Source organism: Butyricicoccus sp. OF27-2pH9A, assembly GCF_027693185.1.
In the GTDB taxonomy this organism is placed as follows: domain Bacteria; phylum Bacillota; class Clostridia; order Oscillospirales; family Butyricicoccaceae; genus Agathobaculum; species Agathobaculum butyriciproducens.
Window position 1 is genome coordinate 1 of sequence record NZ_JAQEXK010000001.1, and the last position, 25,963, is coordinate 25,963.

Annotated in this window: 25 protein-coding genes, 1 pseudogene and 1 other annotated feature; of the genes and pseudogenes, 10 read left to right on the forward strand and 16 right to left on the reverse strand. The window is 55.8% G+C overall.

The features are described from left to right. Window positions 1-416: 416 nt before the first annotated feature. Genes PG722_RS00005 through PG722_RS00020 form a run of 4 tightly spaced genes read right to left on the reverse strand, consistent with a single transcriptional unit; the run spans window position 417 to window position 3,492 of the window. The gene (locus PG722_RS00005; protein ID WP_270579274.1) at window positions 417-1,769 is read right to left on the reverse strand and encodes an AI-2E family transporter; all 1,353 of its coding nucleotides are present in this window, start codon (window positions 1,767-1,769) and stop codon (window positions 417-419) included. Window positions 1,770-1,823: 54 nt separating this feature from the next. After that, window positions 1,824-2,129: a hypothetical protein gene (locus tag PG722_RS00010; RefSeq protein ID WP_116705103.1), complete on the reverse strand. Its 306-nt coding sequence runs from the start codon at window positions 2,127-2,129 to the stop codon at window positions 1,824-1,826. Further along, the gene (locus PG722_RS00015) at window positions 2,126-2,794 is read right to left on the reverse strand and encodes a 3'-5' exonuclease (protein WP_270579276.1); all 669 of its coding nucleotides are present in this window, start codon (window positions 2,792-2,794) and stop codon (window positions 2,126-2,128) included. The genes PG722_RS00010 and PG722_RS00015 overlap by 4 nt, the downstream gene beginning before the upstream one ends. Beyond that, window positions 2,791-3,492 carry a DUF2461 domain-containing protein gene (locus PG722_RS00020; protein ID WP_116705105.1) on the reverse strand — a complete coding sequence of 234 codons (702 nt, stop codon included), beginning with the start codon at window positions 3,490-3,492 and terminating at the stop codon, window positions 2,791-2,793. The genes PG722_RS00015 and PG722_RS00020 overlap by 4 nt, the downstream gene beginning before the upstream one ends. Window positions 3,493-3,743: 251 nt before the next feature. On the opposite strand from PG722_RS00020, the gene pyrE reads away from it, so the two are divergent. Further along, window positions 3,744-4,406, forward strand: coding sequence for an orotate phosphoribosyltransferase (gene pyrE, locus PG722_RS00025; RefSeq protein ID WP_116705106.1), 663 nt, complete (start codon window positions 3,744-3,746; stop codon window positions 4,404-4,406). A gap of 197 nt (window positions 4,407-4,603) precedes the next feature. Here the strand turns inward: pyrE and PG722_RS00030 are convergent, their stop codons facing one another. From PG722_RS00030 to ilvB, 6 genes are all read right to left on the reverse strand, one after another. Further along, window positions 4,604-5,785, reverse strand: coding sequence for a pyridoxal phosphate-dependent aminotransferase (locus PG722_RS00030; protein WP_116705107.1), 1,182 nt, complete (start codon window positions 5,783-5,785; stop codon window positions 4,604-4,606). Next, window positions 5,779-6,267: an Lrp/AsnC family transcriptional regulator gene (locus PG722_RS00035; RefSeq protein WP_118361494.1), complete on the reverse strand. Its 489-nt coding sequence runs from the start codon at window positions 6,265-6,267 to the stop codon at window positions 5,779-5,781. Before PG722_RS00035 ends, PG722_RS00030 begins: the two co-directional genes overlap by 7 nt. A gap of 155 nt (window positions 6,268-6,422) precedes the next feature. After that, entirely contained in the window at window positions 6,423-8,084 is a 1,662-nt protein-coding gene (ilvD, locus tag PG722_RS00040; protein ID WP_270579278.1) for a dihydroxy-acid dehydratase, read from the reverse strand. Between the two features lie 328 nt (window positions 8,085-8,412). Continuing rightward, the gene (gene ilvC, locus PG722_RS00045) at window positions 8,413-9,408 is read right to left on the reverse strand and encodes a ketol-acid reductoisomerase (protein WP_118361496.1); all 996 of its coding nucleotides are present in this window, start codon (window positions 9,406-9,408) and stop codon (window positions 8,413-8,415) included. A 152-nt stretch (window positions 9,409-9,560) separates the two neighbouring features. Continuing rightward, entirely contained in the window at window positions 9,561-10,037 is a 477-nt protein-coding gene (ilvN, locus tag PG722_RS00050; RefSeq protein ID WP_270579279.1) for an acetolactate synthase small subunit, read from the reverse strand. 13 nt (window positions 10,038-10,050) lie between these two features. Then, on the reverse strand, window positions 10,051-11,715 hold the full coding sequence (gene ilvB / locus PG722_RS00055) for a biosynthetic-type acetolactate synthase large subunit (RefSeq protein WP_270579280.1): 1,665 nt from the start codon (window positions 11,713-11,715) through the stop codon (window positions 10,051-10,053). A 107-nt stretch (window positions 11,716-11,822) separates the two neighbouring features. Further along, window positions 11,823-12,072: a binding site (T-box leader), on the reverse strand. Between the two features lie 185 nt (window positions 12,073-12,257). Here ilvB and PG722_RS00060 point away from each other — a divergent pair. Beyond that, complete coding sequence (locus PG722_RS00060; protein WP_270579281.1) at window positions 12,258-12,935, forward strand: DUF421 domain-containing protein; 678 nt, start codon at window positions 12,258-12,260, stop codon at window positions 12,933-12,935. Continuing rightward, on the forward strand, window positions 12,932-13,270 hold the full coding sequence (locus tag PG722_RS00065; protein WP_270579282.1) for a DUF4363 family protein: 339 nt from the start codon (window positions 12,932-12,934) through the stop codon (window positions 13,268-13,270). Before PG722_RS00060 ends, PG722_RS00065 begins: the two co-directional genes overlap by 4 nt. On the opposite strand, the gene PG722_RS00070 is transcribed toward PG722_RS00065, so the two are convergent. Continuing rightward, a complete protein-coding gene (locus PG722_RS00070; RefSeq protein WP_110437077.1) occupies window positions 13,267-13,626 on the reverse strand; it encodes a VOC family protein in 360 nt (119 codons plus the stop codon). The two genes, PG722_RS00065 and PG722_RS00070, sit on opposite strands and share 4 nt — an antisense overlap. 1,008 nt (window positions 13,627-14,634) lie before the next feature. Here PG722_RS00070 and PG722_RS00075 point away from each other — a divergent pair. Then, on the forward strand, window positions 14,635-15,060 hold the full coding sequence (locus tag PG722_RS00075) for a MarR family winged helix-turn-helix transcriptional regulator (RefSeq protein WP_270579283.1): 426 nt from the start codon (window positions 14,635-14,637) through the stop codon (window positions 15,058-15,060). Between the two features lie 132 nt (window positions 15,061-15,192). Continuing rightward, the gene (locus PG722_RS00080; protein WP_270579284.1) at window positions 15,193-16,476 is read left to right on the forward strand and encodes an MATE family efflux transporter; all 1,284 of its coding nucleotides are present in this window, start codon (window positions 15,193-15,195) and stop codon (window positions 16,474-16,476) included. 263 nt (window positions 16,477-16,739) lie between these two features. Here the strand turns inward: PG722_RS00080 and PG722_RS00085 are convergent, their stop codons facing one another. Further along, a complete protein-coding gene (locus PG722_RS00085; protein ID WP_270579285.1) occupies window positions 16,740-17,579 on the reverse strand; it encodes an undecaprenyl-diphosphate phosphatase in 840 nt (279 codons plus the stop codon). A 195-nt stretch (window positions 17,580-17,774) separates the two neighbouring features. On the opposite strand from PG722_RS00085, the gene tsaE reads away from it, so the two are divergent. The 5 genes from tsaE to PG722_RS00110 all read left to right on the forward strand — a co-directional run bounded on the left by tsaE (window position 17,775) and on the right by PG722_RS00110 (window position 21,018). After that, the gene (gene tsaE / locus PG722_RS00090; RefSeq protein WP_270579287.1) at window positions 17,775-18,200 is read left to right on the forward strand and encodes a tRNA (adenosine(37)-N6)-threonylcarbamoyltransferase complex ATPase subunit type 1 TsaE; all 426 of its coding nucleotides are present in this window, start codon (window positions 17,775-17,777) and stop codon (window positions 18,198-18,200) included. Further along, the gene (gene tsaB, locus PG722_RS00095) at window positions 18,197-18,898 is read left to right on the forward strand and encodes a tRNA (adenosine(37)-N6)-threonylcarbamoyltransferase complex dimerization subunit type 1 TsaB (protein ID WP_270579288.1); all 702 of its coding nucleotides are present in this window, start codon (window positions 18,197-18,199) and stop codon (window positions 18,896-18,898) included. The genes tsaE and tsaB overlap by 4 nt, the downstream gene beginning before the upstream one ends. A gap of 234 nt (window positions 18,899-19,132) precedes the next feature. Then, window positions 19,133-19,762 carry a uracil phosphoribosyltransferase gene (upp, locus tag PG722_RS00100; RefSeq protein WP_118479444.1) on the forward strand — a complete coding sequence of 210 codons (630 nt, stop codon included), beginning with the start codon at window positions 19,133-19,135 and terminating at the stop codon, window positions 19,760-19,762. A 75-nt stretch (window positions 19,763-19,837) separates the two neighbouring features. Next, window positions 19,838-20,203, forward strand: coding sequence for a hypothetical protein (locus tag PG722_RS00105; RefSeq protein ID WP_270579289.1), 366 nt, complete (start codon window positions 19,838-19,840; stop codon window positions 20,201-20,203). A gap of 230 nt (window positions 20,204-20,433) precedes the next feature. Continuing rightward, the gene (locus PG722_RS00110; RefSeq protein ID WP_158581335.1) at window positions 20,434-21,018 is read left to right on the forward strand and encodes a GNAT family N-acetyltransferase; all 585 of its coding nucleotides are present in this window, start codon (window positions 20,434-20,436) and stop codon (window positions 21,016-21,018) included. 275 nt (window positions 21,019-21,293) lie between these two features. Here PG722_RS00110 and nrdG read toward each other — a convergent pair whose 3' ends face one another. The 4 genes and pseudogenes from nrdG to fba all read right to left on the reverse strand — a co-directional run bounded on the left by nrdG (window position 21,294) and on the right by fba (window position 25,736). Continuing rightward, a complete protein-coding gene (gene nrdG, locus PG722_RS00115) occupies window positions 21,294-21,803 on the reverse strand; it encodes an anaerobic ribonucleoside-triphosphate reductase activating protein (protein ID WP_118647091.1) in 510 nt (169 codons plus the stop codon). Next, window positions 21,803-21,943: pseudogene (gene nrdD / locus PG722_RS00120) on the reverse strand (anaerobic ribonucleoside-triphosphate reductase); the annotation flags it as partial. The pseudogene nrdD and the gene nrdG, both read right to left, overlap by 1 nt. A 75-nt stretch (window positions 21,944-22,018) precedes the next feature. Then, window positions 22,019-24,352, reverse strand: a complete 2,334-nt coding sequence (locus PG722_RS00125) for an anaerobic ribonucleoside triphosphate reductase (protein ID WP_270579502.1) — start codon at window positions 24,350-24,352, stop codon at window positions 22,019-22,021. A 415-nt stretch (window positions 24,353-24,767) separates the two neighbouring features. Then, on the reverse strand, window positions 24,768-25,736 hold the full coding sequence (gene fba / locus PG722_RS00130) for a class II fructose-1,6-bisphosphate aldolase (RefSeq protein ID WP_270579291.1): 969 nt from the start codon (window positions 25,734-25,736) through the stop codon (window positions 24,768-24,770). Between the last annotated feature and the right edge of the window lie 227 nt (window positions 25,737-25,963).

Here is a 25,963-nt window from a genome sequence, read left to right on the forward strand (position 1 = left end):
AATTGCACCGAACACCTAATCCGTAGGTGCTGTCCACAAACTCCAGACTTACGAGTTGCGCGGCACTGTCATGCCGCGCCTGCTGGAAGTAGCCGACCTGTGTAGCAGAACGGTATCTGACACTGCGAACAGGTTGCTCAAGAGGACGGACTCCGAAGGTAGTTCGTCCGCAGCAGAGAAAAAATCCTCTGCCGTTCCCCTATTTCGCAGCGGTCACATGTCGGCAATCTGCGCCAGACTATCCAAGGGAAAGGGGTGATTCACAAGAGGGTGGAAACCGCAGGTGTCTACCCTCTTGTGCGCCCGCGCGGCGTCAGCGCAGTTCCGTTCGCTTCGCAAGCGACACTCTGCCGTTCTGCATCAGAACACAAAAAAAGAGGAACACTTCTAACTCGCAGTGTCCCTCTTTGCGCATATTACTGGTTTTTGTTTTCCTGATTTTTCTGCTGTGCAGCATTTGCCGCACGGCGGCGCTCTTTTGCGCTCACCGGAGGCATTGTCTCCTGCGCTTCAACGAACGCGTGTGTCTCCGGGTCGATGCGCTTATGTCCGCGATAGTCGTTCGTATCCACGGACAGACCGCGCTTTTTCAGCAGATGATTGATCTTCTCGGTCAACATGCTGTACAGCACGGCAAACAGCGGCACGCCGATCACCATGCCCGCGAAGCCCATCACGCCGCCGAACAGCAGAATGGCGAACATGACCCAGAAGCTCGACAGTCCGGTGGCGTTGCCGAGGATTTTCGGTCCGAGGATATTGCCGTCAAACTGCTGCAGCAGCAGCACAAAAATGACGAAATACAGCGCCTGCACCGGACTGATGACCATGATCAGAATGGTGCTCGGAATCGCACCGATGAACGGCCCGAAAAACGGGATGATATTGGTCACGCCGATGATAACCGCAATCAGGAGCGCGTACGACGTCGGCATGGTCATCCAGCCGAACGAGATCATAAGACGCATACCGATAAAGCACAGCACACCGATGATCGACGAGTCCATCAGCTTACCGGTGATGAAGCCGCCGAACACGCGGTGAATATGCGCCACACGCGCCATGATGGCATTCGCCTTTTCAACCGCGAAAAGGCTGTACGTCATCTTTTTCGCCTGTGCACAGAAGGTGTCCTTGCTGTTGAGAATGTACAGCGCGATAATGACACCGATCAGCAGATTCATCAGCACGTTTACGGTCGTAACAACGCCGCTCATCATGTTGCCAAGCTGCGGCAGCAGGTCATTCTGCGCCCAGTTCATTATCTGTGCGGAGAACTGATCGTACAGGCGCATGAAGCTGTGCTCAATTTCCGGGTTGTTGTGCAGCAGCGACGCCACCCAGCCGGATATCTCGTTCATATACAGGTCCATCGAGTCCACCAGCGAGGTGATACTCGTGACCAGCTGCGGCAGCACCATCCACAGCAGCACGCCTACAACCGCCAGACCGAAGGTCAGCGTCAGCGCGCTGCACAAGCCTTTGGCAAGCCGTGTGCCGTTTTTGAATTTACGCGACATCGGCGGCTGCAGATTACGGTACAGCATGTTGAACACCGGCATGAGCAGGTACGCCATCACAAAGCCGTAGATAAACGGGCTGAGAATGCTGAAAAACTTCTTGATTATGCCCCAGATCATTGTCATGCGGAACAGCACGAACACGACCAGCACGCAGGCTACAATGACACCTAACGCAGTCAGTCCCCACTCGATATAGTGCGGCTGCAGGTCAAACCGGGACTTTTTTTCCTGATTGGGATCTTCCAACAATAAACTCCTTCCTGTCAGCTGTCAGAGGATGAAAACGAAGATTGAATACGCTTAGTCCTCATCCTCATCAAAGAACACGCGCCACAGCAGGTACAGCCACGTTGCGGCAAACGCTGCGAAGATGATCGCGCGGAACTTCTTGAAAAATTTAGAGAAGCAGGTGCCCAGCCACAGACCGAACGACAGCAGGCAGGTCTCGTAGATGAAGAACTCGATGAGCGAGAAGCCGCGGATCTTTTCGGTCGTGGTGTTCATGAAGCGTCCTGCCTGATCGCAAGCGTTTCCTGCGGTGTGCAGCATCTGCTCGGCACGGCTGCGCAGTGCATCGCGGTCAATACTATCCAGATAGTTTTTCATAGCTTGTTCTCTCCTTTTCGTTTTACCGTATTACGCGGACGCGCTGTCCGCCTGTGCTCCCTGGGTTTGGGGTCCCCGGCGATGCTGCACGGCGTTTTCCCCATCGAGGAAATACGGCCGAGCCGCATGCCGATTTTTTCTGCCAGTGCGTCGGCGTCCGCGCTGCCCGTCCTGCGCAGAGCCGCCTGCAGGATCAGTCCCGCAGCCCGCGCATCCGATCCGGCCTCGTGGTGGTTCAGGTCGATGTGCAGCGCGGCGGATACCGTATCCAGTTTATGATTTTCCAGCTCAGGCCATACCCGCTTGGACACCTTTACCGTGCATAAGTACCGGCATTCGGGCATTTTCAGTCCGTAATGCGCCAGACAGCTGCAAAGCACATTCGTATCGAACATAGCGTTGTGGCACACGATGACGCAGCCCTCCGCGATGTCGGCGAGCGGCTCCCACACCTCGGCGAACGACGGTGCGTCCGCGACCATCTTCTCTTTAATGTGGTTGACGCGGACATTGCCCCAGTGGAACCTGCCCACGCATTCCGGCGGACGGATGAGCGAGATTTTCTCATCCACCAGCTGATTATCCTCAAACACGCTTGCGCCGAGTGCGCACGCGCTCAGCGGCGAGGCGTTTCCGGTCTCGAAATCCAGTGCAAGATATCTCATTGCAGCGCCTCCCGTCCGGCCGCGTCTGCGCGTTCCTTCGCCGCGAGCAGCAGTCTGTACAGCGGCGCAAGCTGCCGCATGGTCTTCAGCATGAACGGAACAAACGTGCCGTCCAGCACCGGAGCAAAGTCCTCACTGTTTGTGTAATCCACGCCGATCTCCTTGCGGTTCAGCCAGTCCTGATATTCCGGCTTTGCGTCCGGGAATTTCGGGCGCTTGTACATCTCGCCCGCAAGGTGCACCTGCGGACAGCTGTTCACCGCACGAAAGGCGTCAAGGAACAGCCTGTCTTCTGCGAGGATCATTTCGCGCAGCGCTTCCATTTCGCCTCTGCCCCACGCGCCCCAACAGCCGAAGGCCCAGTATTCGGGATGCAGTTCAAAATAGTATGCGGGAACGGATTCGCGTTCCCGTCGTGCTCTGCGGAAGAACAGCCACATGTTCGCCCGGTAGAGCGTTTTATCCTTGGTATATCGGGTATCACGCCGCACGCGGGATACCATGCGGGACGGCACGGTGACGAACTGCGGGTCAATCTTGACCATCTCCGGCGTCATTTCCGCGATCAGTTCGTGAAAGGGCCGGATGGATAACCGCTTGATCTCGTCCTTGTGTGCATCGTAAAATTCTTTGCTGTTTTGCAGGCGATTCAGTTGCAGAAGATCCACGCCTTCTGCGGAAAAACCGTGAAATGCCATTTGTGTTGTTAGCCACCTTTTTGTTTTTGACGATTGTAAATCGTCGTTCAGGCATAGAAATACCTAAGTATATTTTACCGCGTTTTTTCATTTTCTGCAACAGGAGTTTGACAGTTTTCCGTTCATAACACGTTAATCTCCCTGTGTATTTGTGCAATTTGTTGACCGCCGCTTGACAGAAAGGGTTGTTCCCTGCCGAAAATTCTGGTATACTGAAGATAAGTATATTGATAGAAAAAGGTGGAACGATCATGCTTACTGCTGCCAAAAAGGAATTTATCGAATTTATGATGAGTGCCGACGTACTGCGCTTCGGCGATTTTACAACCAAATCCGGCCGAAAGACCCCGTATTTCGTCAACACCGGCAACTACAAGACCGGTCTGCAGAACTCCCGTCTGGGTGAGTTTTACGCAGCTCTGGTCAAGGAAACCGTCGGTGATCAGTTCGACGCAATGTTCGGTCCGGCGTACAAGGGCATCCCGCTTGCTACCTCGGTTTCCGGTGCGCTGGCCCGCAATTACGGCATCGACAAGCCGTTCTTCTTCAACCGCAAGGAGGCCAAGGACCATGGCGAAGGCGGCAATATCGTCGGCTACAAGCCGCAGGACGGTGACCGCGTGATCATCATCGAGGATGTAATCACCGCAGGCACCGCTATCCGCGAGACCATGCCGGTGCTGCAGGCCTGCGCAGATGTGAAGGTTACCGATATGTTCATTTCGGTAAACCGCTGTGAGGTCGGCCAGAACCCGGGCAAGACCGCTGTTATGGAGGTCGGCGAGGAGTTCGGCATCAAGGTGCACGCACTTGTCACCGTGCAGGATATCCGCGAGTATCTTGCGGATAAGGAGGAGTATGCGCATCTGCTGCCGCTGATGGATGCTTATATGAAGCAGTATTGTGTATTTTAACTGTCGCGGCATAATCGCATAAGAAAGCAAAAAGAACGCTCGAGAGCGTTCTTTTTGTTTGCCTTTTTCCCACTGCTGTGATATATTAGAACCACAATGGAATACGCCCGTCTGCATAACATTTCTATCCGTGAAGCGCATGAAATCCTGCATAACGATTAAGCACCGCCCATTTCGGGCGGTGCTTTCATTTTATCTCACTTTTCCGCCTGCAAAGTCTGCAAAAACTTACGCATCCTGCGGCAAGCCTCGCGCAGATGGTTCATCGAGTACGAATACGAAATACGCACATGACCCTCACCGCTCTCACCAAAGGCGCTGCCCGGAATGACCGCGACCTCCTGCTCGTGCAGCAGTCTCTCGCAGAATTCGTCACTCGACAGGCCGGTAGACTCGATCGACGGGAACATATAGAACGCGCCCTGCGGCTCAAAGCACTCGAGGCCCATGCTCCGCAGTTCGCCGAGCAGGTAGCGGCGGCGCAGGTCATACTGCTCGCGCATGCGCTCGATATCGTCCTCACCGGTGCGGATAGCCTCAATGCCCGCGAACTGCGCGGTCGTCGGCGCGGACATAATACCGAACTGATGAATCTTGCAGATGTGGCGCATCAGCTCCTTCGGACCCATTGCCCAGCCGAGACGCCAGCCGGTCATCGCATAGGACTTGGAGAAACCGTCCACAACAATGGTGCGCTCCTTCATGCCGTCCAGCTCCGCAAAGCAGACGTGGCGATCCGGGCCGTAGGTCAGGCTGTTGTAAATCTCATCCGACAGCACGATGATGTTCGTGTCCTTGATGACCGTCGCAATCGCCTGCAGCTCATCGCGCGTCATGATCGCACCGGTCGGGTTGTTCGGGTACGGCAGGATGAGCAGCTTGGTGCGCGGCGTAATAGCAGCGCGCAGACTGTCCGCCGTCAGCTTGAACTGGTCCTCCGCGCGGGTCGGCAGCGGCACCGGAACGCCGCCTGCCATCTGCGTCAGCGGCTTGTAGCATACAAAACTCGGCTCCGGAATGAGCACCTCGTCACCCACGTTGACAATCGCACGGATGGTGTTGTCGATCGCCTCAGAGCCGCCGACCGTCACAAGGATCTCCTTGTCCGCATCGTAACACAGGCGGTACTTACGGCGCACGAGCGCAGCAATCTGATTGCGCAGCTCGGCAAGGCCCCAGTTGGAGGTATAGAAGGTTTGTCCTTTTTCCAGGGACTGAATGCCGGCGCGGCGAATCTGCCACGGCGTTTCAAAATCCGGCTCGCCCACACCGAGCGAGATCGCGTGCGGCATTTTAGCCGCCAGTTCAAAAAAGCGGCGAATGCCGGAAGGCTGTACCTCTTTTACACGCGCAGAGAGAATCTGCTCGTAGTTCACCATGCCATGACCTCTCTCTTATCGCTGTCTGCCGGATCGAATTCCACACTGTTGTCCTTGTATTTTTTGAGGATAAAATGCGTACCGGTGGACAGCACGTTCTCCATCGGCGCCAGCTGCTCGGAGACAAAGCGGGCAACCTCGCGCATGGTGCGTCCCTTGATGATAACGGTCAGATCGAAGCCGCCGCTCATCAGATACACGCTCTCCACCTGATGGTGCGAATAGATCTGACGGGCGATCTCATCAAAGCCCATACCCTTCTGCGGGGTGATCTTGACCTCGATGAGTGCGGTTACGCTCTCCTTGGATGTTTTATCCCAATCGACCACGGTCTTGTAGCCGAGGATCGTCGAATTCTTCTCATACGCGTTGATCGCAGCAGCCACGTCCTCCTCGGTCTCACCGAGCATCGCGGCCAGCTGTGCCGGAGTCAGACGCGCGTCCTGCGCCAGCAGATCAAGCAGCTTTTCAGGGTTTTTCATAATAAATGACCTCCCTTTTTCGTTTTTCAAGAATTACTTTATTATAGCACTGCGGTGCAGTTCTGTCTACGCTTGGAGCAGAAATTTTGCGATTGCGGAATGAAGAATTAAAAGAAGTCCGAAAAATTTTCGGACTTCTTTTCATTACGCAAAAATCAACGAACCACAGCGCCCTGATCTGCAGAGGTGACCAAACGCGAATAGCGGTATAGCCAGCCGGACTTGACATTCGGCTCACGCGGAACGTACTTGGCACGGCGTGCCTCAAGCTCCTCGTCGGAAACATTGACGTTTACCTTGCTGTTCGGGATATCGATGGAGATGATATCGCCTTCCTGCACCAGACCGATCTCGCCGCCGGAAGCAGCCTCTGGCGAAACATGGCCGATGGATGCGCCGCGGGACGCACCGGAGAAACGGCCGTCGGTGATGAGCGCAACCGTGGTATCCAGCTTCATGCCGGCCAGCGCAGAGGTCGGGTTGAGCATCTCGCGCATGCCCGGACCGCCCTTCGGGCCTTCGTAGCGGATGACAACAACGTCACCCGGCACGATCTTGCCGTTGTAGATAGCGGAAATTGCGTCCTCCTCGCAGTCGAACACGCGTGCCGGACCTTCGTGCACCATCATTTCCGGCGCAACTGCCGAACGCTTGACAACGCAGCCGTTCTTTGCGATGTTGCCCCACAGAACAGCGATGCCGCCGGTCTGCGAATACGGATTCTCGAGCGGGCGAACGACCTCCGGATTCTTGTTGACAACGCCCTCAAGGTTCTCGCTGACCGTCTTGCCGGTGCAGGTGATGAGCGACAGGTCGAGGAAATCACGCTTGGTCAGCTCCTTCATGATGGCCGGAACACCGCCCGCCATGTAAAGCTGCTCAATGTGGTGCGGGCCTGCCGGAGCCAGATGGCAGATGTTCGGCACCTTGCCGGACAGTTCGTTCAGGGTCTCAAGCTGCAGCGGAACGCCTGCTTCGTTTGCGATTGCCAGCAGGTGCAGAACCGAGTTGGTCGAGCAGCCGATCGCCATCTCACAGGTCAGCGCGTTGCGGAATGCTGCCGGCGTGAGGATGTCGCGCGGCTTGATGTCCTTCTCGATCAGCTCCATGATCTTCATGCCGGCGTGCTTTGCCAGATGAATACGGGCCGCCGAAACCGCCGGGGTCGTGCCGTTGCCCGGCAGCGCCATGCCGATGGCTTCAGACAGGCAGTTCATCGAGTTTGCTGTGTACATGCCTGCGCATGAGCCGCAGCCCGGACAGGAATTGCACTCGGCTTCGTAGAAGGTCTCCTCGTCCATCATGCCGGCCTTGTAGGCGCCAACCGCCTCGAAGGTCTTGGACAGGGATACCTCCTCACCGCCGAAATGGCCTGCAAGCATCGGGCCGCCGGAAACCAGGATGGATGGAATGTTCAGACGAGCGGCAGCCATCAGCATGCCGGGCACGATCTTGTCGCAGTTCGGGATGAGCACCAGACCGTCCAGCTGGTGCGCCTGCGCCAGCGTCTCTACGCTGTCCGCGATCAGCTCACGGCTTGCCAGCGAGTACTTCATGCCGATGTGACCCATGGCAATGCCGTCGCATACGCCGATGGCCGGAACGAGCACCGGCGTACCGCCAGCCATGCGAACGCCCGCCTTAACCGCATCCGCGATCTTATCGAGGTTGATGTGGCCCGGAATGATCTCGGAATACGCCGAAACCACGCCGATGATCGGCTGCCTGATCTCCTCATCGGTCATACCGCAGGCACGCAGCAGCGAACGGTTCGGCATGCGCTCGGGTCCTGCAGTGATGTTATCACTTCTTCTCACAGGGAATTCCTCCTTTGAAAGCAGTCCAGCAGACTGCCTGATAGAAAAAACGGGCGGACGGGATAGTCCGTCCGCCCGTTCGGGGTAGCAAGTTCACACTTCTGCACCAGTTTTCCCTTCTGGGAACCGCAGCGGACGCTGCGGCATAAAATCGGTACACGAAGTGTGCCGTAAAAAGTCAGGGCGTGTACCTGACTTTTTACACCCCGACCCAGCCGCCGTGGGCGGCGTCATTCGGGTATCAAATCATGGTTTCTACGGAACCATGATTTGTATATAGGGGGCTTTTGAAGCCCCCTATAAAAAGTAAGCACAAGCGCAGCTTTACTTACTTTTTGAGCCAGCTCATCATGCCGCGCAGCTTCTTGCCGGTCTCCTCAAGCTCGGTGTCTGCTTCCAGAGCACGGGTAGCGAGGAACTTGGCACGGCCGCCTGCACGGTTCTCCTGAATCCACTCGGATGCAAAGGTACCGTCCTGGATCTCGCGCAGGATCTTCTTCATCTCCTTGCGGGTCTCCTCGGTGATGATGCGCTTGCCGGTGCGGTAATCACCGTACTCAGCGGTGTCGGAGATGGAGTAACGCATCTTAGCGAAGCCGCCCTCGTTGATCAGGTCAACGATCAGCTTCATCTCGTGAACGCACTCGAAGTAAGCGTTCTCCGGAGCGTAGCCAGCCTCAACCAGGGTCTCAAAGCCAGCCTTCATCAGCTCGCAAACGCCGCCGCAGAGGACAGCCTGCTCACCGAACAGGTCGGTCTCGGTCTCGGTCTTGAAGGTGGACTCGAGGATGCCGGCACGGCCGCCGCCGATACCGCAGGCGTATGCCAGAGCGATATCCATAGCCTTGCCGGAAGCGTCCTGATATACGCAAGCCAGATCCGGAACACCCTGACCCTCCTCGTATGCACGACGAACGATGTGACCCGGGCCCTTCGGAGCAACCATGATAACGTCAACATCAGCCGGCGGAACGATCTGCTTGAAGTGGATGTTGAAGCCGTGCGCGAAAGCCAGTACGTTGCCCGGCTTCAGGTTCGGAGCGATAACGTCCTTATAGATGTCAGCCTGCTTCTCATCCGGGGTCAGCATCATGATGATGTCGCCTGCTGCTGCTGCCTCAGCCGGAGTCATAACCTCCAGACCGTAGTCCTTCGCCTTCTTCTCGTGCTTGGAGCCCGGGCGCAGACCAACTACAACATGTACACCGGAATCCTTCAGGTTCATTGCGTGAGCATGACCCTGGGAACCAAAGCCGATGATTGCAACGGTCTTGCCGTCGAGCAGAGACAGGTTGCAGTCTGCGTCATAAAACATCTTTACCATTTTTATTTCCTCCTAAAAATTTATAAAGAGTCAATTATATGAATCAGCAGTCAGTAATCAGTGATTGCAAGGGGCTTCCTCCCCGGTTATGAAACATTCTCCGGCGCGGCAGCGCTTTTCATCCCCAATTTCTAACTCCTAATTAACCAAGATTATTTTTCGATTGCCGTAACGCCCGAACGGCTCATCTCGAGAATCTTAAAGTTCGAGATGACGTCGAGGAAGGCATCGATGCGGCTCGGCACTTCGGACAGCTCGATGATGATCTCGCTCTCCTGTGTTTCTACGACCCGTGCGCCGTACAGGTCGCACAACTGGCGAATATCGCTGCGGACACTTACGTCCGGCGTATGCAGCTTAACGAACACCAGCTCACTGCAGCAGGAGCTGTCTTCTTCGAGGTGTACAACATGCATGACCTCTTCCAGCTTTGCCAGCTGCTTCATGATCTGCTCAAGCACCATATGGTCGCCCTGCACAATGATAGACATGCAGGAAACCTTCGGATTAGTCGTGGCCGAAACAGTCAGCGAGTCGATGTTGTAGCCGCGGCGGCCAAACAGGCTGGATACGCGTGCCAGAACACCGGCGTTGTTCTGTACGGTGACAGAAAGGATATACTTTTCCATGATTTCTCCTTCCTTATTCCGTTACAAGATCGTCAACCGTGCCGCCTGCCGGAATCATCGGCAGGACGCGCTCGTCCTTGTCGATCTGTGCGTCGATCAGCACAGGACCGGTTCGCTTCACCGCTTCCCGCAGCGCGTCGCGCAGCTCGGCGATATTGGTAACACGGACGCCGCGTGCGCCGAAGGCGTCGGCCAGTTTGACGTAATCTGTCTTGCGGTGCGGGTCGGTCTGCGAGTAACGGCTGCCATAGAACATGGTCTGCCACTGACGCACGTTGCCGAGCACGCGGTTATTCATAATGATCGTGATCACCGGCAGGTTATAGGAAACCGCGGTGCAGATCTCGTTAAGATTCATGTGGAACGAGCCGTCGCCCGTGATGTGGACAACCGTTCTGTCCGGGAAAGCCACCTGCGCGCCGATTGCCGCGCCGTAGCCGAAGCCCATCGTACCCAGACCGCCGGACGTCAAGAACTGACGAACGTGCTTGCGGCCGTTGTACTGTGCACTCCAAAGCTGGTGCTGACCAACGTCGGTTGCGATAATGGTGTCCTCCGGGGTCTCCTCCGCAACCGTGCGGAGCAGCTGGTGCGGATGGATAACGCTCTCGTCGTCCTTCGGCACATAGTCGAGCTTTGTCTGCCACTCGGCAATCTGCGCGCGCCATGCGTCGTGCTTTGCCTCCTTGATATACGGCATAACCTTTTCGAGGAAGGTCTCCGCATCGGAAACAATGGCATAGTCAACGCCAATGTTCTTATTGATCTCCGCGTTGTCAATGTCAACATGGATAACCTTCGCCGACGGTGCAAAACGCTTGGTGTTGGTCGCAACGCGGTCGGAGAAGCGGGCACCGATGCAGACCAGCAGGTCGCAGCGCTCAACCGCCCATGCGGCGGAAACCGTGCCGTGCATACCGATCATGCCGAGACTGAGCGGCTCGGTATCCGGGATGCAGCCGATGGCCATCATGGTGTGCGCCGACGGAATATCCGCCTTGCGCTGCAGCTGCAGCAGCATGTCGCCTGCGTCAGCGGTTTCAACACCGCCGCCGTAGTAGATCACCGGACGCTCGGAGGCGGCGATCATATCCGCTACGGTCTGCAGCTCCTCGTCCGAAATCTCGTAGGTCTCGTTGATCTCGACCTTGCCCTTCGGGATAAACTCGCACTGTGCCGAGGTGATATCCTTCGGGATGTCGATCAGCACCGGACCCGGACGTCCGGAAGCGGCAATGCGGAACGCATCGCGCACGGTGTCAGCGAGTTCGTCAACATCACGGACAACGAAATTGTGCTTGGTGATTGGCATGGTGATACCGGCAATGTAAACCTCCTGAAAGGAGTCGCGGCCGATGAGGCTGGTGCCGACGTTGCCGGTGATGGCAACCATCGGGATGGAATCCATATACGCGGTAGCAATACCGGTTACGAGGTTGGTCGCACCCGGTCCGCTCGTTGCCAGGCAGACGCCTACCTTGCCGGTCACACGGGCGTAGCCGTCCGCTGCGTGTGCCGCGCCCTGTTCGTGCGCGGTCAGGATATGTCGAATGCGGTCGCTGTTTTTGTAAAGTGCGTCATAGATGTTCAAAACCGCACCGCCGGGATAACCGAAAATGGTATCAACTCCCTGCTCTACAAGTGCGTCGATCAGAATCTCTGCGCCGTTCTTTACCATTGCGAATCCGCCTCCTTTCTCTCATTTCAACATAACATACATACTTATGCAGCAGCCGGATAACGATTGCCGCAAGATACCGTATAAACAAAAAAGCCCTTGTCTCACAAAGAGACAAAGACCAAAAACTCTGCGGTACCACTCTTTTTGCCACACTGCCCTATTCGGCGGCATGACCACTCACCCGATCATTTAACGCAGATCATGCGGGATAGCTTACACTGAACCCTGTTTCATTTCATTTCAGCAATCCGGCTCCCGGAGGACTTTCGCACTTTCCGTTTCCCACTGTCTTACACCAGCCGACAGCTCTCTATCATGGGTCCGGGACGCTACTTTTCCGTTCGCAGCCTGTATCTTTTTGAATGTTGTTTATATTATAAAGGCGTTTCCTCAGAATGTCAACGTCTTTCCGACTGCAAATATGCGAAAACTGTCGTGCATATTTCTTTGTTTTTTCGCCATACTACACAATGCCAAACATATACAGTTTTTACTCCGGTAAACTGTGCGATTTTCATAAGCGAAGGAGGTGCGGGCGTATGGCAGTGCCGCTGCTGCGCACGCTGATTTTATACTGCGCGGTCATCTGCGCCGTGCGGCTGATGGGTAAACGGCAGATCGGCGAGCTGGACCCGTCCGAGCTGGTCGTTACCATTCTGGTATCCGATCTGGCGGCTGTGCCCATGCAGGATTTAGGGATTCCGCTGCTCTCCGGTCTGGTGCCGATCGCCACGCTCGTGGTGCTCGAGATTTTTCTCAGCTTCGCCGCACTCAAAAGCCGCAGATTCCGGCGGCTGCTGAACGGTCAGCCGGCCATCATCATCCGCAAGGGACAGCTCGATATTGACAAGCTGCGGCAAATGCGGCTGACGACCGACGAGGTGATAGAGACACTCCGCAAGCAGAATGTTGCAGCCGTGTCCGATGTGAAATACGGCGTCATCGAGCCGGACGGCACGCTGACGGTTATCCTCAAGCAGCAGCAGCAGCCGGTCACGGCGGAAATGCTCGGCATTACGCCCAAGGATACCGGTCTGCCGCTTGTAGTCGTGTCGGACGGCAAGATGGTTCCGCGCTCGCTCGAGCTGCTGCACCTCTCCCCTGCGGATATCGAGCGGCGGCTGAAAAACCAGAGTATCGCGGTCGAGGATGTGTTCCTGATGACGCTCGACGACTGCGGCAACACGTTCCTGCAGAAAAAGGAGGGCCGCGCATGAAGCGATTGCTGACGGCTGCCGTGCTGTGTGCCGTACTCATCCTCGGCAGTGTGTGGAGCATAAGAGCCGTGGACAACACGGCACAGGCGGTCGCCCTCGACGTAGAGAACGACCGCCTGAACGAAGCGCGGGAGACATGGGACGCAGCACAGACTCTGCTCGGCGCTCTGCTGCTGCACAGCGAGATTGATCAGGCTGACCGGCTGTTTGACCGCATGCTTGCCGCGCAGCAAAACGGCTTGACGGACGAATTGGCGCTCGACCGTGCGGAGCTGCTCGCTCAACTGAGACATTTGCCGGAGGTGCAGCGTCCGACGCTTAAAAATCTGTTTTAACGGTATTCACGCACCTGCACGGACAGTCCGTCCGGATCGTAAACGTAGAAATAGCGCGCGTCCGGCTCCGGCTGACGGATATCGGACGGATTCATGCCGTGCAGGACAGCACGCTCATGTGCACTGGCGATATCCTCCGTACCGAAGCAGAGGAACATACCGGACGCCTTGACGGTCTCGCCCTCCGGCATGCCGATCAGCTCCAGCTGGGTTTCGCCGGAGGCGTTCTGCAGGTAGGCAATGCTGCCGCCGTTCGCGGAGAACTGCGTGTGGATCTTGAGCTCGGTGAGCGTCTGGTAAAAATGCAGCGATTTCTCGAAATCGCGCACGCGGAGCGCTAAATGGTGGATGTGCATAGCAGGCACCTCGTTTCGTTGTTTTGTTTTATTGTATAAAACTCTGCGACAGGCTGTCAATAGGAAAGTTTCTGCTGAAATGGTGATTTGTTGCTTACGAAGCAAGCGGAATCCTGCCTGCCCGGCAGGGGCACAAGAAGGAGAGAACCAAGGTTCCCTCCTTCTTGTGAATCATCCTTCTTCCTTAGAGGGTCTGACGCAGATTACCGACATGTGACCGCTGCGAAATAGAGGAACGGCAGAGGATTTTTTCTTCCGCAGAGACGCACTGCGTGCGCTCATGTATCCGCGTATTCGCAGCGTCAGATACCATTATTCTGCTACACAGGCGGGCAACTCTACGCTGGGTGCGGCATAACAGTGCCGCACGATTCGTAAGCGCGTTATGATAGACAGGGCCTGCGAGGATAGATTGTACCGAACGCCTAAATTCGCAGGTGTCATCCGTTATAACATGTTAAAGAGTTGCGCGACACGGGTATGTTGCGCCTGCAAAGATGAAACCGCAGGTGTAGCAGTAATGTATCTGACACTGCGAATAAGTCGAGAAAGACACGGAAGAAAAAATCCTCTGCCGTTCCCTTTTTCGAAGCGGTCACATGTAGGCAATCTGCGCCAGACTATCCAAGGGAAAGGTAGGAGTTCAAAGAGGAAGGAAAACCGCAGGTTGTCCTTCCTTTTTGCCCCCGCCGCGGGCGCGGCAACGCTCCCGCCGTCCGCAGACGGCGAATCCCCCGCTGAGGTTCAGCGGAAAACTCTCCGCCCGTTAGGGGCGAACACGCTCACGCAGTTCGCGCGCCCCGGTCAGCCGATGCAGGAAAAAGAGCCGCCCCGTCAGGGCGAACCCGCCTGCGGCAGTTCGTGTTCCCCAGTCATCCGGTGCAGGAAAAAGGAGCCGTCCGGACGGCTCCCATCTCCCCGGGCAAGCAGTAAAATTCCCTCTTGACATTCCGCAATCACCGACTACAATATTACTTAGGAAACGAAGTAATTAAACGAGGTGATTTCATGGATACCGGGCGGCTTATCAACAAGCTATCTAACTGCCTGCGCCGCCGATCAGCGGAAACGCAAAAACGCATTCATATCAGCGGCACCAAAGGTCAGATTCTCAACTACATTTTGATAGAAAGTCAAAAACACCCGCTCGTACAGCGCGACGTCGAGCAGGAATTCGGCCTGCGGCCTTCCACCGCAACCGAAATACTGCAGGCCCTGCAGGCTGCCGATCTCATCCGCCGCGAACCCGATCCCGCGGACGCACGGCGCAAATGCATTGTCTGCACTGAAAAAGCCGAAGCCTTCCGTCCTGCCTGCCTGCAGGAGATTACGGAGACCGAAGCCATGCTGCTCCGCGGCATCTCGCCCGAGGAGCGGGACACATTTATGCGGATCGGGCTGAAAATGCTTTCAAATTTTGAAAAAAACGATTAACCATTACCGCAGGGTCGGCTGCCCTGCCGCTTCGATGAAAGCAATCGTTAAATTTCCAAAGGAAGGAACGTGAACAATTTGGATAATGATACTCTCCTCGGCAAAGCGCCGATACCTCGTGCAGTAGCCGCAATGGCGATTCCGAGCGTCATCAGCAGCCTTGTCACCGTGGTGTACAACATGGCGGACACCTTTTTCGTCGGACAGACCGGCGACGCCCTGCAGGTAGCCGCCGTCAGCCTGACCAACCCGATCTTCATCCTGCTGATGGCGTTCGCCAACATGTTCGGCATGGGCGGCAGTGCGATGATCTCGGTCGCGCTCGGCGAGAACAATCACCAAAGCGTGAAGAAAATCTCCTCGTTCATTTCATGGGCGAGCTTGGTCGTCGGCGCAGCGTTTGCCGCCGTGCTGCTGTGCTGCACCGCGCCCATCCTGCACCTGTTCGGCGCGGACGCAAGCACATTTGAGTTTGCCCGCGGCTACACGGTTTACATCGCGTTCGGCGCACCGTTCGTCATCTGGTCGGCTGCAGCCAGCTTCGTTGTGCGCGCGGAAGGCGCGAGCAAGGAGGCCATGATCGGCAGCATGATCGGCACGATTGCAAACATCGTACTCGACCCGGTTTTCGTCTCCGGTCTGGGACAGGGCGCGGCAGGCGCAGCCATTGCAACCACCATCGGCAATATGCTTGCAGCGCTGTACTACCTGTGGTATTTTCTCAAAAAGTCGCGGCGGTTTTCGCTTGCGCCGAAGGACGCGCTCTGCGGCACGCATATTGCCGTGCGCGTGTGCTCTGCCGGCTTCCCGACCGCCATTTTCTCCGCGCTGATGTGTGTTTCAACCATTGTGCTCAACCTGATTCTGGTCGCCTACGGCAACGCGCCCGTTGCGGCGATCGGCATCGTGTTCAAAGCGAATATGTTCATCACCTTCCTGCAAATGGGCCTTGCAAACGGTGTACAGCCGATTTTCGGTTACAGTTACGGTGCGGGTGATATCAAGCGTTTTGCCGATACCGAGCGTTTTACCAAGCTGTGCTGCTTTGTTGTCGGATTGGCGGCAACCGCGCTCTATTTCTTCCTGCGCGAGCCGATCATCGGCCTGTTCGTGGGCGACAGCGACGTTATTGCTTATGGCGTGCAGATGCTGATCGCCTACATGCTGTCCGGCCCGTTCATCGGCTTTCTGTTCGTCAATATGAATTGTATGCAGTCGGTCGGACGCGCCCTTCCTGCTACCGTGCTGTCCGTGCTCCGACAGGGTCTGCTGCTCATTCCCCTGCTGTATCTGCTGAATGTCATTGCAGGTCTGAATGGCGTTATTTACGGACAATCCATCACGGATTATATTACCATCATCCTGTCGTGCGTGGTTTGGCGAAGGATTCGGCGTGGATTGGAACAGCGTACCTAATAGAAAACCATACAACAAAAGAGGTCTGCAATGCAGACCTCTTTTCAGTCTATCAAAAAAGTATTATTTTAATTTTTACGCTTCGTGCGGCAGCACGCGTAAAATAGAATTTGCGAAGCAAATTCATAAAAAGTCGGGGCGTGTACCTGACTTTTTCTTCAGTATTCGCTCGAAAGCGTGGTTTCGAGCGAGAGGCTGCTCGGAAAACGATAGTTTTTCGACAGCCTCAAAAAGAGGTCTGCCCCGCAGACCTCTTTTCCTATTTACTTCGCCAGCATAAAGTGTGCCAGCACGGCGATACCGAGGATAATCCGATACCAGCCGAACACCTTGAAATCGTGCTTCTTGACGAAGCCCATCAGGAAACGGATGATGAGCAGCGAGGACACGAACGCGGTGATTGTACCGATGCCGAGGATCATCAGCTCGGTGGATGTAAACGCAAAGCCGAACTTGAGAATCTTGAGCAGGCTTGCGCCGAACATGACCGGAATGGCCAGAAAGAACGTAAACTCCGCAGCCACGGTACGCGACACGCCGAGCAGCAGTGCGCCGACGATGGTCGCGCCGGAGCGCGAGGTGCCTGGGAACACAGCCGCGATCAGCTGAAACATGCCGATCATAAACACGGCCGGATAAGTAAGCTCCGTGAGTGCGTTGATGCGCGCCGGCTTGCCCTTGTGCGCGTTCTCCACCAGAATGAACGCTACGCCGAACACAATCAGCGCGATGGAAACCGTTTGGTAATTATAGAACAGTTCTTCAAACAGGTCATTCCACTTGAGGCCGACGATCGCCGCCGGAACGCAAGCTACCAGAATCTTGATCCACAGCTTGACGGTATCCGTATTCAGCACGATGGATGCGCCGCCGTGACGGCCCTTTCGCCGTTCAAACGGGAAAATCTGTCCCCAGAACAGGACAACAACCGCGAGTATCGCACCGAGCTGAATAACCACCTCGAACATGCTGTAAAACGCTTCCGACACGTCCAGCTTTACAAACTCATTGAGCAGAATCATGTGTCCGGTACTGCTGATCGGCAGCCACTCGGTGATACCCTCTACAATGCCAAACAGAAATGCTTTGAGCAATTCTATCACAGGGTTTTCCTCCTTAAAATTTTTGTTCAGTTTTTCTTATGTTATTTTATACCTTACCACAACTTATGCCATCCCGCAAGCAAACAAGCGGAAATGTCATAAAAAAGTTATACTTTGCAGCAGGCTGACTTGCCATTCCGCGTGTACCGTGGTATATTATAAATGTATAGTTATGATTGACAGAAAGGTGTTTTCATGGAATATATCACCCACTCACCCGAGGAGACCGAAGCACTCGGCGCAGAATACGCCAAAAGCCTCAAGGCAGGCGACGTTGTTGCGTTCTCCGGCGACCTCGGTGCCGGCAAGACCGCATTCACGCGCGGCGTGCTGCACGGACTCGGCTACGGAGGCCGCGTCACCAGCCCGACCTTTGCCATTGCAAACGAATACGAAACGCCGACGGTCAAGGTCGCGCACTTCGACCTGTACCGCATTCTCGACAGTGAAGCGCTGTTCGAGATCGGCTTTGACGAATATCTCGACGGCAGCCGCATTGTGCTCATCGAATGGAGCGAAAACGCCGCAGACGTTCTGCCGGAAGCCTACAAAACCGTCCATATTGCCTACGGCGATGCGGACAACGACCGCCGCATTACGATTGGAGAAGTGACTGTATGAAAATTCTTGCACTGGAATCCTCGGCGGTCAGCGCGTCTGTCGCGCTCACCGAGGACGAAAAACTGGTGGCGCAGTCCTTCCAGAACTGCGGCCTGACACACTCGCGCACGCTGCTGCCGATGGTGGAAAACCTGCTGGCAAACTGCGGTGTATCGCTCGCTGACGTGGACGCGATCGCTGTCGCGCACGGCCCCGGCTCGTTTACCGGTGTGCGCATCGGTGTCGCCACAGTCAAGGGTCTGGCGCTCGGCGCAGACAAGCCGTGCCTCGGCGTCTCCACGCTCGAGGCAATGGCATGGGGCGCCCGCGCACTCGGCGGCGACCTGTGCTGCGTGATGGATGCGCGTGCGGGTCAGGTTTACAACGCGCTTTTCACCATGGAGGACGGCAGGGTACGCCGTCTGTGCGATGACCGTGCGATCAAGCTGACCGAGCTTGCCGAAGAAATCGGAGAAGCGCCGTATTTTCTGGTTGGAGATGGCGCGAATCTGTGTTATAATACTATCAAAGAGAACTGCACCGGTCTGCGGCTCGCACCCGCTGAGCTGCGGTTTGCGACCGGATTTGGTGTTGCCGCCGCCGCACTCCCCCTGTTCCGCGAGGGCAAAGCCTGCTCCCCCCAGGAGCTGGACGCCTTCTATCTGCGTCGTCCGCAGGCAGAGCGCGAGCGCATGGCGCGTCTGGCACAGACCAAATAGCAGACAACACCGCACAATGAAAGCTGCGGCTTCTTGCGCAGGCTCCGGTCGCGCTGCCGCGGCGCTTTGCGGAAATTCTGTGCCCTGACTTCGTTCCGATTTCACTGTAATACACAAAGTATTACCGCAAAACCGCGCCTTGTCAGTGCGCAAAACCCACTCGCAAATCGCTCTTGTTCAATTATGCGATATTGCCTGAAGCAAAAAAGTTTTAGGATAAAGGAGATTTTTATTATGGCAACCGTACATGAAATGGACCACCCGCTTATCAAGCACAAGCTGGCGCTGATGCGCGACAAGACCACCGGCGTTAAGGAGTTCCGCGAGGCTGCTGCTGAGATTGCAATGCTGATGTGCTACGAGGCTACCCGCGATCTGCCGCTCAAGGAGATCACCATCGAGACTCCGGTCTCTGATGCGCGCGTACAGGTTATTTCCGGCAAGAAGATTGCGCTCGTGCCGATCCTGCGTGCAGGTCTGGGCATGGTTGAGGGCATTCTGGAGATGATTCCGGCAGCTAAGGTCGGCCACATCGGTCTGTACCGCAACCCGGAAACCCTGCAGCCGATCGAGTATTACTGCAAGCTGCCGAATGACATCGAGGAGCGCGACGTACTGCTGCTCGACCCGATGCTGGCTACCGGCGGTTCCGCTATCGCTGCGATCGACGGCCTCAAGCGCCGCGGCGTAAAGCACATTAAGCTGATGAACCTCATCGCTGCTCCGGAAGGCGTTGCCGCTGTTCAGAAGGCACATCCGGACGTTGAGATCTTCGTTGCCGGTATCGACGAGAAGCTGAACGACCACGGCTATATCGTTCCGGGTCTGGGTGACGCCGGCGACCGTATCTTCGGCACCAAGTAAGCAATATACCGCTGAATTTTCGGTATCTGCAGTACAATTTCACACCGACCGTTCCTGCAGAGGAGGGTGAACCGTATGACATTTGATGGCATCAAACGCTTTTCTCCATACTGGAATTTTTTCCTTTGCTATGGTCTTGTGACGGCGGTCGGGCTGATCCCCGGTCTGCTGTACGGCAACGAAATGGGGTACTGGCTGCTCGGCTTCTGGCTGATCCTGCCGTTTTCGGCGTTGCTGTGCACGTTTCGGGCGGCATACCGCGCTCTGCCGTGGTACGGTCTGATGCCCGTGTTCGTCGGCCTGTGGACGATTGTTCTGCCGTTTGCCACGTTCCGCTCGACCGAGATGCAAAGCCTGTTTTACGGGCTTGTTCCCTCGCTGGTCGGCTTAACGCTGGGCGTACTGGTGCGTAAATTTGTATTCTGGTATCGAAACAGATAGAGACACTTTTAAGGACACTTTTGCGGTGCGGCTTATAGCAATCCGAATAGATAATGCGACAAAAGTAGCGCATACAGCGCGTGAATAGCAAGGAGATTTTACGCAGCTATGCTGACGCATAGCAAGTGAAAGCGACGCTGCTATGCGCGTGCTGTATGCGCGCACTTGTTGCAGTATTTGTTTGGATTGCTATAAAAGCCGCACCGTTTTGTTGGGAGAAAATTGAACCTATGCAATTTTACGAACTAAACTCCAGCCGCATGGACTACCGCGAGCTGAGTGCGGACGACCTCGACCTGCTGACGCCGCTCCTGCGCAGCGAGGAGACCATGCAGACGCTCGGCGGCGCACTCTCCTACGAGCAGACATTGGACTGGCTGGTGGATACGCTGCGCCGCTATCAGACCGAAGGCTGCGGCTGGCTGCTCGCACTTGATAAGCCGACCGGCGTTCCCGCGGCTCTGTGCGGCCTGACTTACGAGCAGGTCGGCGCGGAACGCGTGCTGACCGCGAACTGCATCGTCCGGCATGAGCTGCGCGGCATCGGCGTCGGCCGCGAGTGCATCGCCGCATGCCTGCTGTATGCGTTTGAGTCCATGCACGCCGACGAGGTCAGCGCCTTCGTGCAGAAGGATGATCTCGCGGGACTGCATACTGCCGTTGCCTGCCGTATGCAGCCGACCGAAAAGGTCAGCCATATCGCTTTCGGCAAGACCGCACCGTGTGTACGGTGTGTGGTCCGGAATCCGCACCTCGCGGAGAAGGCAAAATCAGAAAATGAACTGTCGGAAGATGAAAAGAGCACCGAAACGTAAGTTTCGGTGCTTTTTGTTGTCATTTTCGTGTCAATCGCGTTGTTTATAAATCAGTGCAGACGGTTTATACGGTAAAATCCGTCAATAAGTGAAATTCGCAGGTGCTGTCCGTAGCAACGTGCAAACGCCTTATTTCGAAGCGGTCGCCGGTCTCCGGTCTGCGCCAGATTAGGAATAACGGAAACGAGATTCACAAGGTTGAAAACCTTGGTGTCTATCCTTGTGCGCCCGCGCGGCGTCAGCGCAGATTCCGCTCGCTTCGCAAGCGACCAGTCTCACCGATACTGCTCCGCCCAGACAGCCTCATTCGCCTCCAGCGACTTCGGTACATCCAACACCCGCTGGTTCGCGCTGCCGCGAAACCGCAGCTCGATGTTCTTCTCCTCCATGAGAAACGGCCCGTCTACCAGTAAATCCAGTTGCCCGAGCAGCTTTTTCACAAACGGATCGCTCAGCTCCAACAGCTGCTCAAACGTGTAGCCCGAGTACGCCATCAGGTGCTTGCCCTTGCGCTTCAGCTCTACCGCAAGATAATACAGCGGCTCCGCCTTACAAAAAGGCTCGCCACCCGAGAACGTCACACCCTTGATGAACGGATTGCGGCACATATCCTTCAGCAGCGTGTCCAGCTCAATATCCTGCCCGCCCTCAAAGTCGTGCGTCTGCGGATTGTGGCAGCCCGGACAGCCATGCGGACAGCCCTGCACAAACAGCGTATAGCGGAAGCCGGGGCCGTCCACAATGGACTCCCCGACTGTACCTGCAATGCGAATTTTACCTTCCATCAGGCGGTATGCTCCTGACGCATGGAGCAGCAGCTCGGAACGCTGTGCTTTACGCGGTCATGCTCCTCCGCGCGCTTGCCGTTGTTGAAACGGTCGAGCGTGCCTACCAGATAACCCGTAATGCGGCGGATACGTTCAAAGCCTACACCTTCACCAATCATCGGCTCCTGTGCAGCGATATTCTTAGTTTCCATGATAGAATTCTTCCTTTCCTGTCACTTTTTGACGATTTTCAATGTATTCGGCTGACGGTCGGCTTCTTCGGCAGGGTCGCCGTGATAGCCGATCGTAGTGCTGTTGTAATTTTTATACAGTCCCAGCTTCTGCAGCTTGGACAGCGGAACGCCTTCGCCCTCTCGGCGGCCGCAGCGCGGACATACTTCGCCGATAATGCCGGTATAGCCGCAGACCGGATCGCGGTCGATCGGGTGGTTGATCGCGCCGTAGCCGATGCCGGCTTCCTTCATCGCGCGAACGACAGCCTCAAACGCTTCGAGGTTCTGCGTCGGGTCGCCGTCCAGCTCAATGTAGCTGATGTGGCCGCCGTTGGTCAGCTCGTGATACGGCGCCTCGCGGGCGATCTTCTCAAATGCCGAAATCGGATAGTAAACCGGCACATGGAAGGAGTTGGTGTAGTAATCGCGGTCGGTAACGCCGGGAATCATTCCGTATTTCTCACGGTCGATCTTGACAAACCGGCCGGACAGACCCTCTGCCGGGGTAGCGATCAGCGAGAAGTTGAGGTGGTATTTCTCGGTTGCCTCATCCATGCGCTGACGCATGTGACCAATGATCTCAAGACCAAGGTTCTGCGCCTCGTCGCTCTCGCCGTGGTGTACGCCGATGAGTGCCTTGAGGCACTCTGCCAGACCGATGAAGCCGAGCGTCAGCGTTCCGTGCTTAAGCACCTCGCCAACCTCGTCATCCGGACCCAGCTTTTCGGAATCCAGCCATACGCCCTCGCCCATCAGGAACGGGTAGTTGCGCACGCGCTTGCCGCACTGGATGCGGAAACGATCGAGTAGCTGGTCGATTACGAGGTCGATCTTGCGGTCGAGGTCCTCGAAGAACCAGTCCAGATCGCCGTGGCTGCGGATTGCGATGCGCGGCAAGTTGACCGACGTGAACGACAGGTTGCCGCGGCCGTAGGTGATCTCACGGGTCGGATCGCACACATTGGACATAACACGCGTGCGGCAGCCCATATAGCCGACCTCGGTCTCCGGATGACCCGGCTTGTAATACTGCAGGTTAAACGGCGCATCGATGAACGAGAAATTCGGGAACATACGCTTCGCGGAAACGCGGCACGCCAGCTTGAACAGGTCGTAGTTCGGGTCGCCCTCGTTGTAGTTGACGCCCTCCTTGACCTTGAAAATATGGATCGGGAAAATCGGGGTCTCACCGTTGCCCAGACCGGCCTCGGTCGCGAGCAGCAGCTGCTCCATGACCAGGCGGCCCTCCGGAGAGGTATCCGTGCCGTAGTTGAGCGACGAGAACGGAATCTGTGCACCTGCACGCGAGTGCATAGTGTTCAGATTGTGAACCAGCGCTTCCATCGCCTGATAGGTGCCCTTGCGGGTCTCCTTATCCGCGTACTTGCGGGCAAACTTCATGCACTTTGCAACCGTCTTTTCGTCAAGCGTCTCGGAAAGTGCCTTAGCCATCGCTTCGTCGTAGCCGTTGCCGCCTGCCAGACAAGCCCACTTGCCGGTCTCCTGCTCAACACGCTCGGTCAGCGCACGCGCATCGACCTCGTTGTTGTCGTCCTCACCGAACACCTCGAGGGCCTTGGCGAGATTGTCGCGGAACAGCTTGCGGAAGGTCTTGCGCACACCCGGCGCCATCGAGTAATCGAAGTTCGGCACGCTCTGACCGCCGTGCTGGTCATTCTGGTTGGACTGGATGGCGATGCACGCCAGCGCTGAGTACGAACGGATGTCGTTCGGCTCGCGCAGGAAGCCGTGACCGGTGGAAAAACCGTCGCGGAACAGCTTCAGCAGGTCAATCTGACAGCAGGTGGTGGTCAGCGTCAGAAAATCCAGATCGTGGATGTGGATATCACCCTCGCGGTGTGCCTTGGCGTGCGCCGGATCGAGGATGAACATCTCGTAGAACTGCTTGGCGCCCTCAGAGCCGTACTTGAGCATGGTGCCCATCGCGGTATCACCGTCGATATTGGCGTTCTCTCGCTTGACGTCGTTCTCGAGCGAGGACTTGAACGTCAGATCCTCGTACACCTTCATCAGACGGGTGTTCATCTCACGCACGCGGGTGCGCTCGTTGCGGTACAGGATGTACTTCTTGGCCGTGCGGGCATGTCCGCTTTCGATCAGAACCTTCTCAACAGTGTCCTGCACCTGTTCAACGGTGGGAGTTTCGGTTCCAGCAGTCTCCTCCAGCGTTTTTTCGACCTGCTCTGCCAGCTCCTGCGCCATATCGTGATCCTGGCCGCCGGAGGCCTGTGCTGCGCCGAAAATTGCATTTGTGATCTTGTCGATCTCAAAGGGAGCCATGCGCCCGTCCCGCTTGACGATCTGCTGAATCATAAAGAAAAATCCCTCTCTCATACAAAAACCGCCTAACGGCGATTTCTTGGTTATTTACTAAATTATGTAGTGGTGCATTCAATATCGCACAACATCTTGTGTCTGCTTATCTCTTGCTTATATATTCTACCGCCGAAACACCGCCCTGTCAAGGCGCTAAATTCTTTTTGGCACATTTGCAAGAAAAGCACTATTTTTATTGGAGCATTCTCTAAACTTTTCCTCTTGACTCGAAAAAATTATCAGAAAAGCGCGACAAATTCCACAAAGTTTCTCCTTTATTTTCTCCGTGGTAATTTCTCCCGCAAAAAACAGATACACTATATATGGTATCCGTTCTATTCCCCATCGCAAGACGAAAAAAGAACCCCGGAACAGGATTCCGAGGTTCTTTGGTTTCGATCAGAAAATGATCTTATGCCTTGCCGTTGCAGCCCAGAACATTGATCAGCTTGTGGGTAACCATGTCCTTGACAGCCTGACGAGCCGGCTTCAGGTACTGGCGCGGGTCGAAGTGATCCGGATGCTCAGCGAAGTGCTCGCGGATAGAAGCGGTGATAGCCAGACGAATATCGGAGTCGATATTGATCTTGCAGACGGACAGCTGTGCAGCGTGACGCAGCTCTTCCTCCGGAATGCCGATTGCATCCGGCATCTTGCCGCCGAACTTGTTGATCTTGTCAACAAACTCACGCGGTACGGAAGAGGAACCGTGCAGTACGATCGGGAAGCCCGGCAGACGCTTGGAAACTTCCTCGAGTACGTCGAAACGCAGCGGAGGCGGAACCAGAATGCCCTGCTCGTTGCGGGTGCACTGCTCCGGGGTGAACTTGTAAGCGCCGTGGGAGGTGCCGATTGCGATAGCCAGGGAGTCACAGCCGGTGCGGGTTACGAACTCCTCAACCTCTTCCGGATGGGTGTAGGAGGAATCCTCAGCGGAAACCTTTACGTCGTCCTCTACGCCAGCCAGGGTGCCGAGCTCAGCCTCAACAACAACGCCGTGAGCGTGAGCGTACTCTACAACCTTCTTGGTCTCCTCAACGTTCTCGTCGAACGGACGGGAGGAGCAGTCGATCATAACGGAGGTGAAGCCGCCGTCGATGCAGGCCTTGCAGGTCTCGAAGTCCGGGCCGTGGTCCAGGTGCAGAGCGATCGGAATGTCCGGGCACTCCAGAACAGCAGCCTCTACCATCTTAACGAGGTAGGTGTGGTTTGCGTAAGCGCGTGCGCCCTTGGATACCTGCAGGACTACCGGAGCGTGCTGCTCCTGGCAAGCCTCGGTGATACCCTGAACGATCTCCATGTTGTTCACGTTGAAAGCGCCAACAGCGTAGCCGCCGTCGTAAGCCTTCTTGAACATCTCAGTAGTAGTAACTAAAGGCATGGGAATACTTCCTTTCTGATAAAAACTGAATCTTAAAAATTCTGCTTTTATTTTATCAGTTAAGCATACTAAAATCAAGTCCATATCAAAAAAATCCTGTCATTTTTTCGTCGAATTCCTGCGGCATGTTTGCCAAAATTGCCAAACCTGCCGAAAACGCAGGATTTTCATTGATTTTTTTCATATTATATGGTACTCTTTATGAGTAAGAAAATGCACGGCACTGC

Coding starts and splice junctions, on each gene's coding strand:
- PG722_RS00035 (WP_118361494.1), bottom strand. CDS start 6,267: ATGAAAAACCCTGAAAAGCTGCTTGATCTGCTGGCGCAGGACGCGCGT.
- tsaB (WP_270579288.1), top strand. CDS start 18,197: ATGAAAATTCTTGCACTGGAATCCTCGGCGGTCAGCGCGTCTGTCGCG.
- PG722_RS00065 (WP_270579282.1), top strand. CDS start 12,932: ATGAAGCGATTGCTGACGGCTGCCGTGCTGTGTGCCGTACTCATCCTC.
- PG722_RS00070 (WP_110437077.1), bottom strand. CDS start 13,626: ATGCACATCCACCATTTAGCGCTCCGCGTGCGCGATTTCGAGAAATCG.
- PG722_RS00110 (WP_158581335.1), top strand. CDS start 20,434: ATGCAATTTTACGAACTAAACTCCAGCCGCATGGACTACCGCGAGCTG.
- ilvC (WP_118361496.1), bottom strand. CDS start 9,408: ATGGTAAAGATGTTTTATGACGCAGACTGCAACCTGTCTCTGCTCGAC.
- PG722_RS00015 (WP_270579276.1), bottom strand. CDS start 2,794: ATGAGATATCTTGCACTGGATTTCGAGACCGGAAACGCCTCGCCGCTG.
- PG722_RS00020 (WP_116705105.1), bottom strand. CDS start 3,492: ATGGCATTTCACGGTTTTTCCGCAGAAGGCGTGGATCTTCTGCAACTG.
- nrdG (WP_118647091.1), bottom strand. CDS start 21,803: ATGGAAGGTAAAATTCGCATTGCAGGTACAGTCGGGGAGTCCATTGTG.
- ilvN (WP_270579279.1), bottom strand. CDS start 10,037: ATGGAAAAGTATATCCTTTCTGTCACCGTACAGAACAACGCCGGTGTT.
- ilvB (WP_270579280.1), bottom strand. CDS start 11,715: ATGGTAAAGAACGGCGCAGAGATTCTGATCGACGCACTTGTAGAGCAG.
- PG722_RS00010 (WP_116705103.1), bottom strand. CDS start 2,129: ATGAAAAACTATCTGGATAGTATTGACCGCGATGCACTGCGCAGCCGT.
- PG722_RS00125 (WP_270579502.1), bottom strand. CDS start 24,352: ATGATTCAGCAGATCGTCAAGCGGGACGGGCGCATGGCTCCCTTTGAG.
- PG722_RS00080 (WP_270579284.1), top strand. CDS start 15,193: ATGGCGATTCCGAGCGTCATCAGCAGCCTTGTCACCGTGGTGTACAAC.
- PG722_RS00030 (WP_116705107.1), bottom strand. CDS start 5,785: ATGGTGAACTACGAGCAGATTCTCTCTGCGCGTGTAAAAGAGGTACAG.
- upp (WP_118479444.1), top strand. CDS start 19,133: ATGGCAACCGTACATGAAATGGACCACCCGCTTATCAAGCACAAGCTG.
- tsaE (WP_270579287.1), top strand. CDS start 17,775: ATGGAATATATCACCCACTCACCCGAGGAGACCGAAGCACTCGGCGCA.
- PG722_RS00105 (WP_270579289.1), top strand. CDS start 19,838: ATGACATTTGATGGCATCAAACGCTTTTCTCCATACTGGAATTTTTTC.
- pyrE (WP_116705106.1), top strand. CDS start 3,744: ATGCTTACTGCTGCCAAAAAGGAATTTATCGAATTTATGATGAGTGCC.
- PG722_RS00060 (WP_270579281.1), top strand. CDS start 12,258: ATGGCAGTGCCGCTGCTGCGCACGCTGATTTTATACTGCGCGGTCATC.
- PG722_RS00075 (WP_270579283.1), top strand. CDS start 14,635: ATGGATACCGGGCGGCTTATCAACAAGCTATCTAACTGCCTGCGCCGC.
- fba (WP_270579291.1), bottom strand. CDS start 25,736: ATGCCTTTAGTTACTACTACTGAGATGTTCAAGAAGGCTTACGACGGC.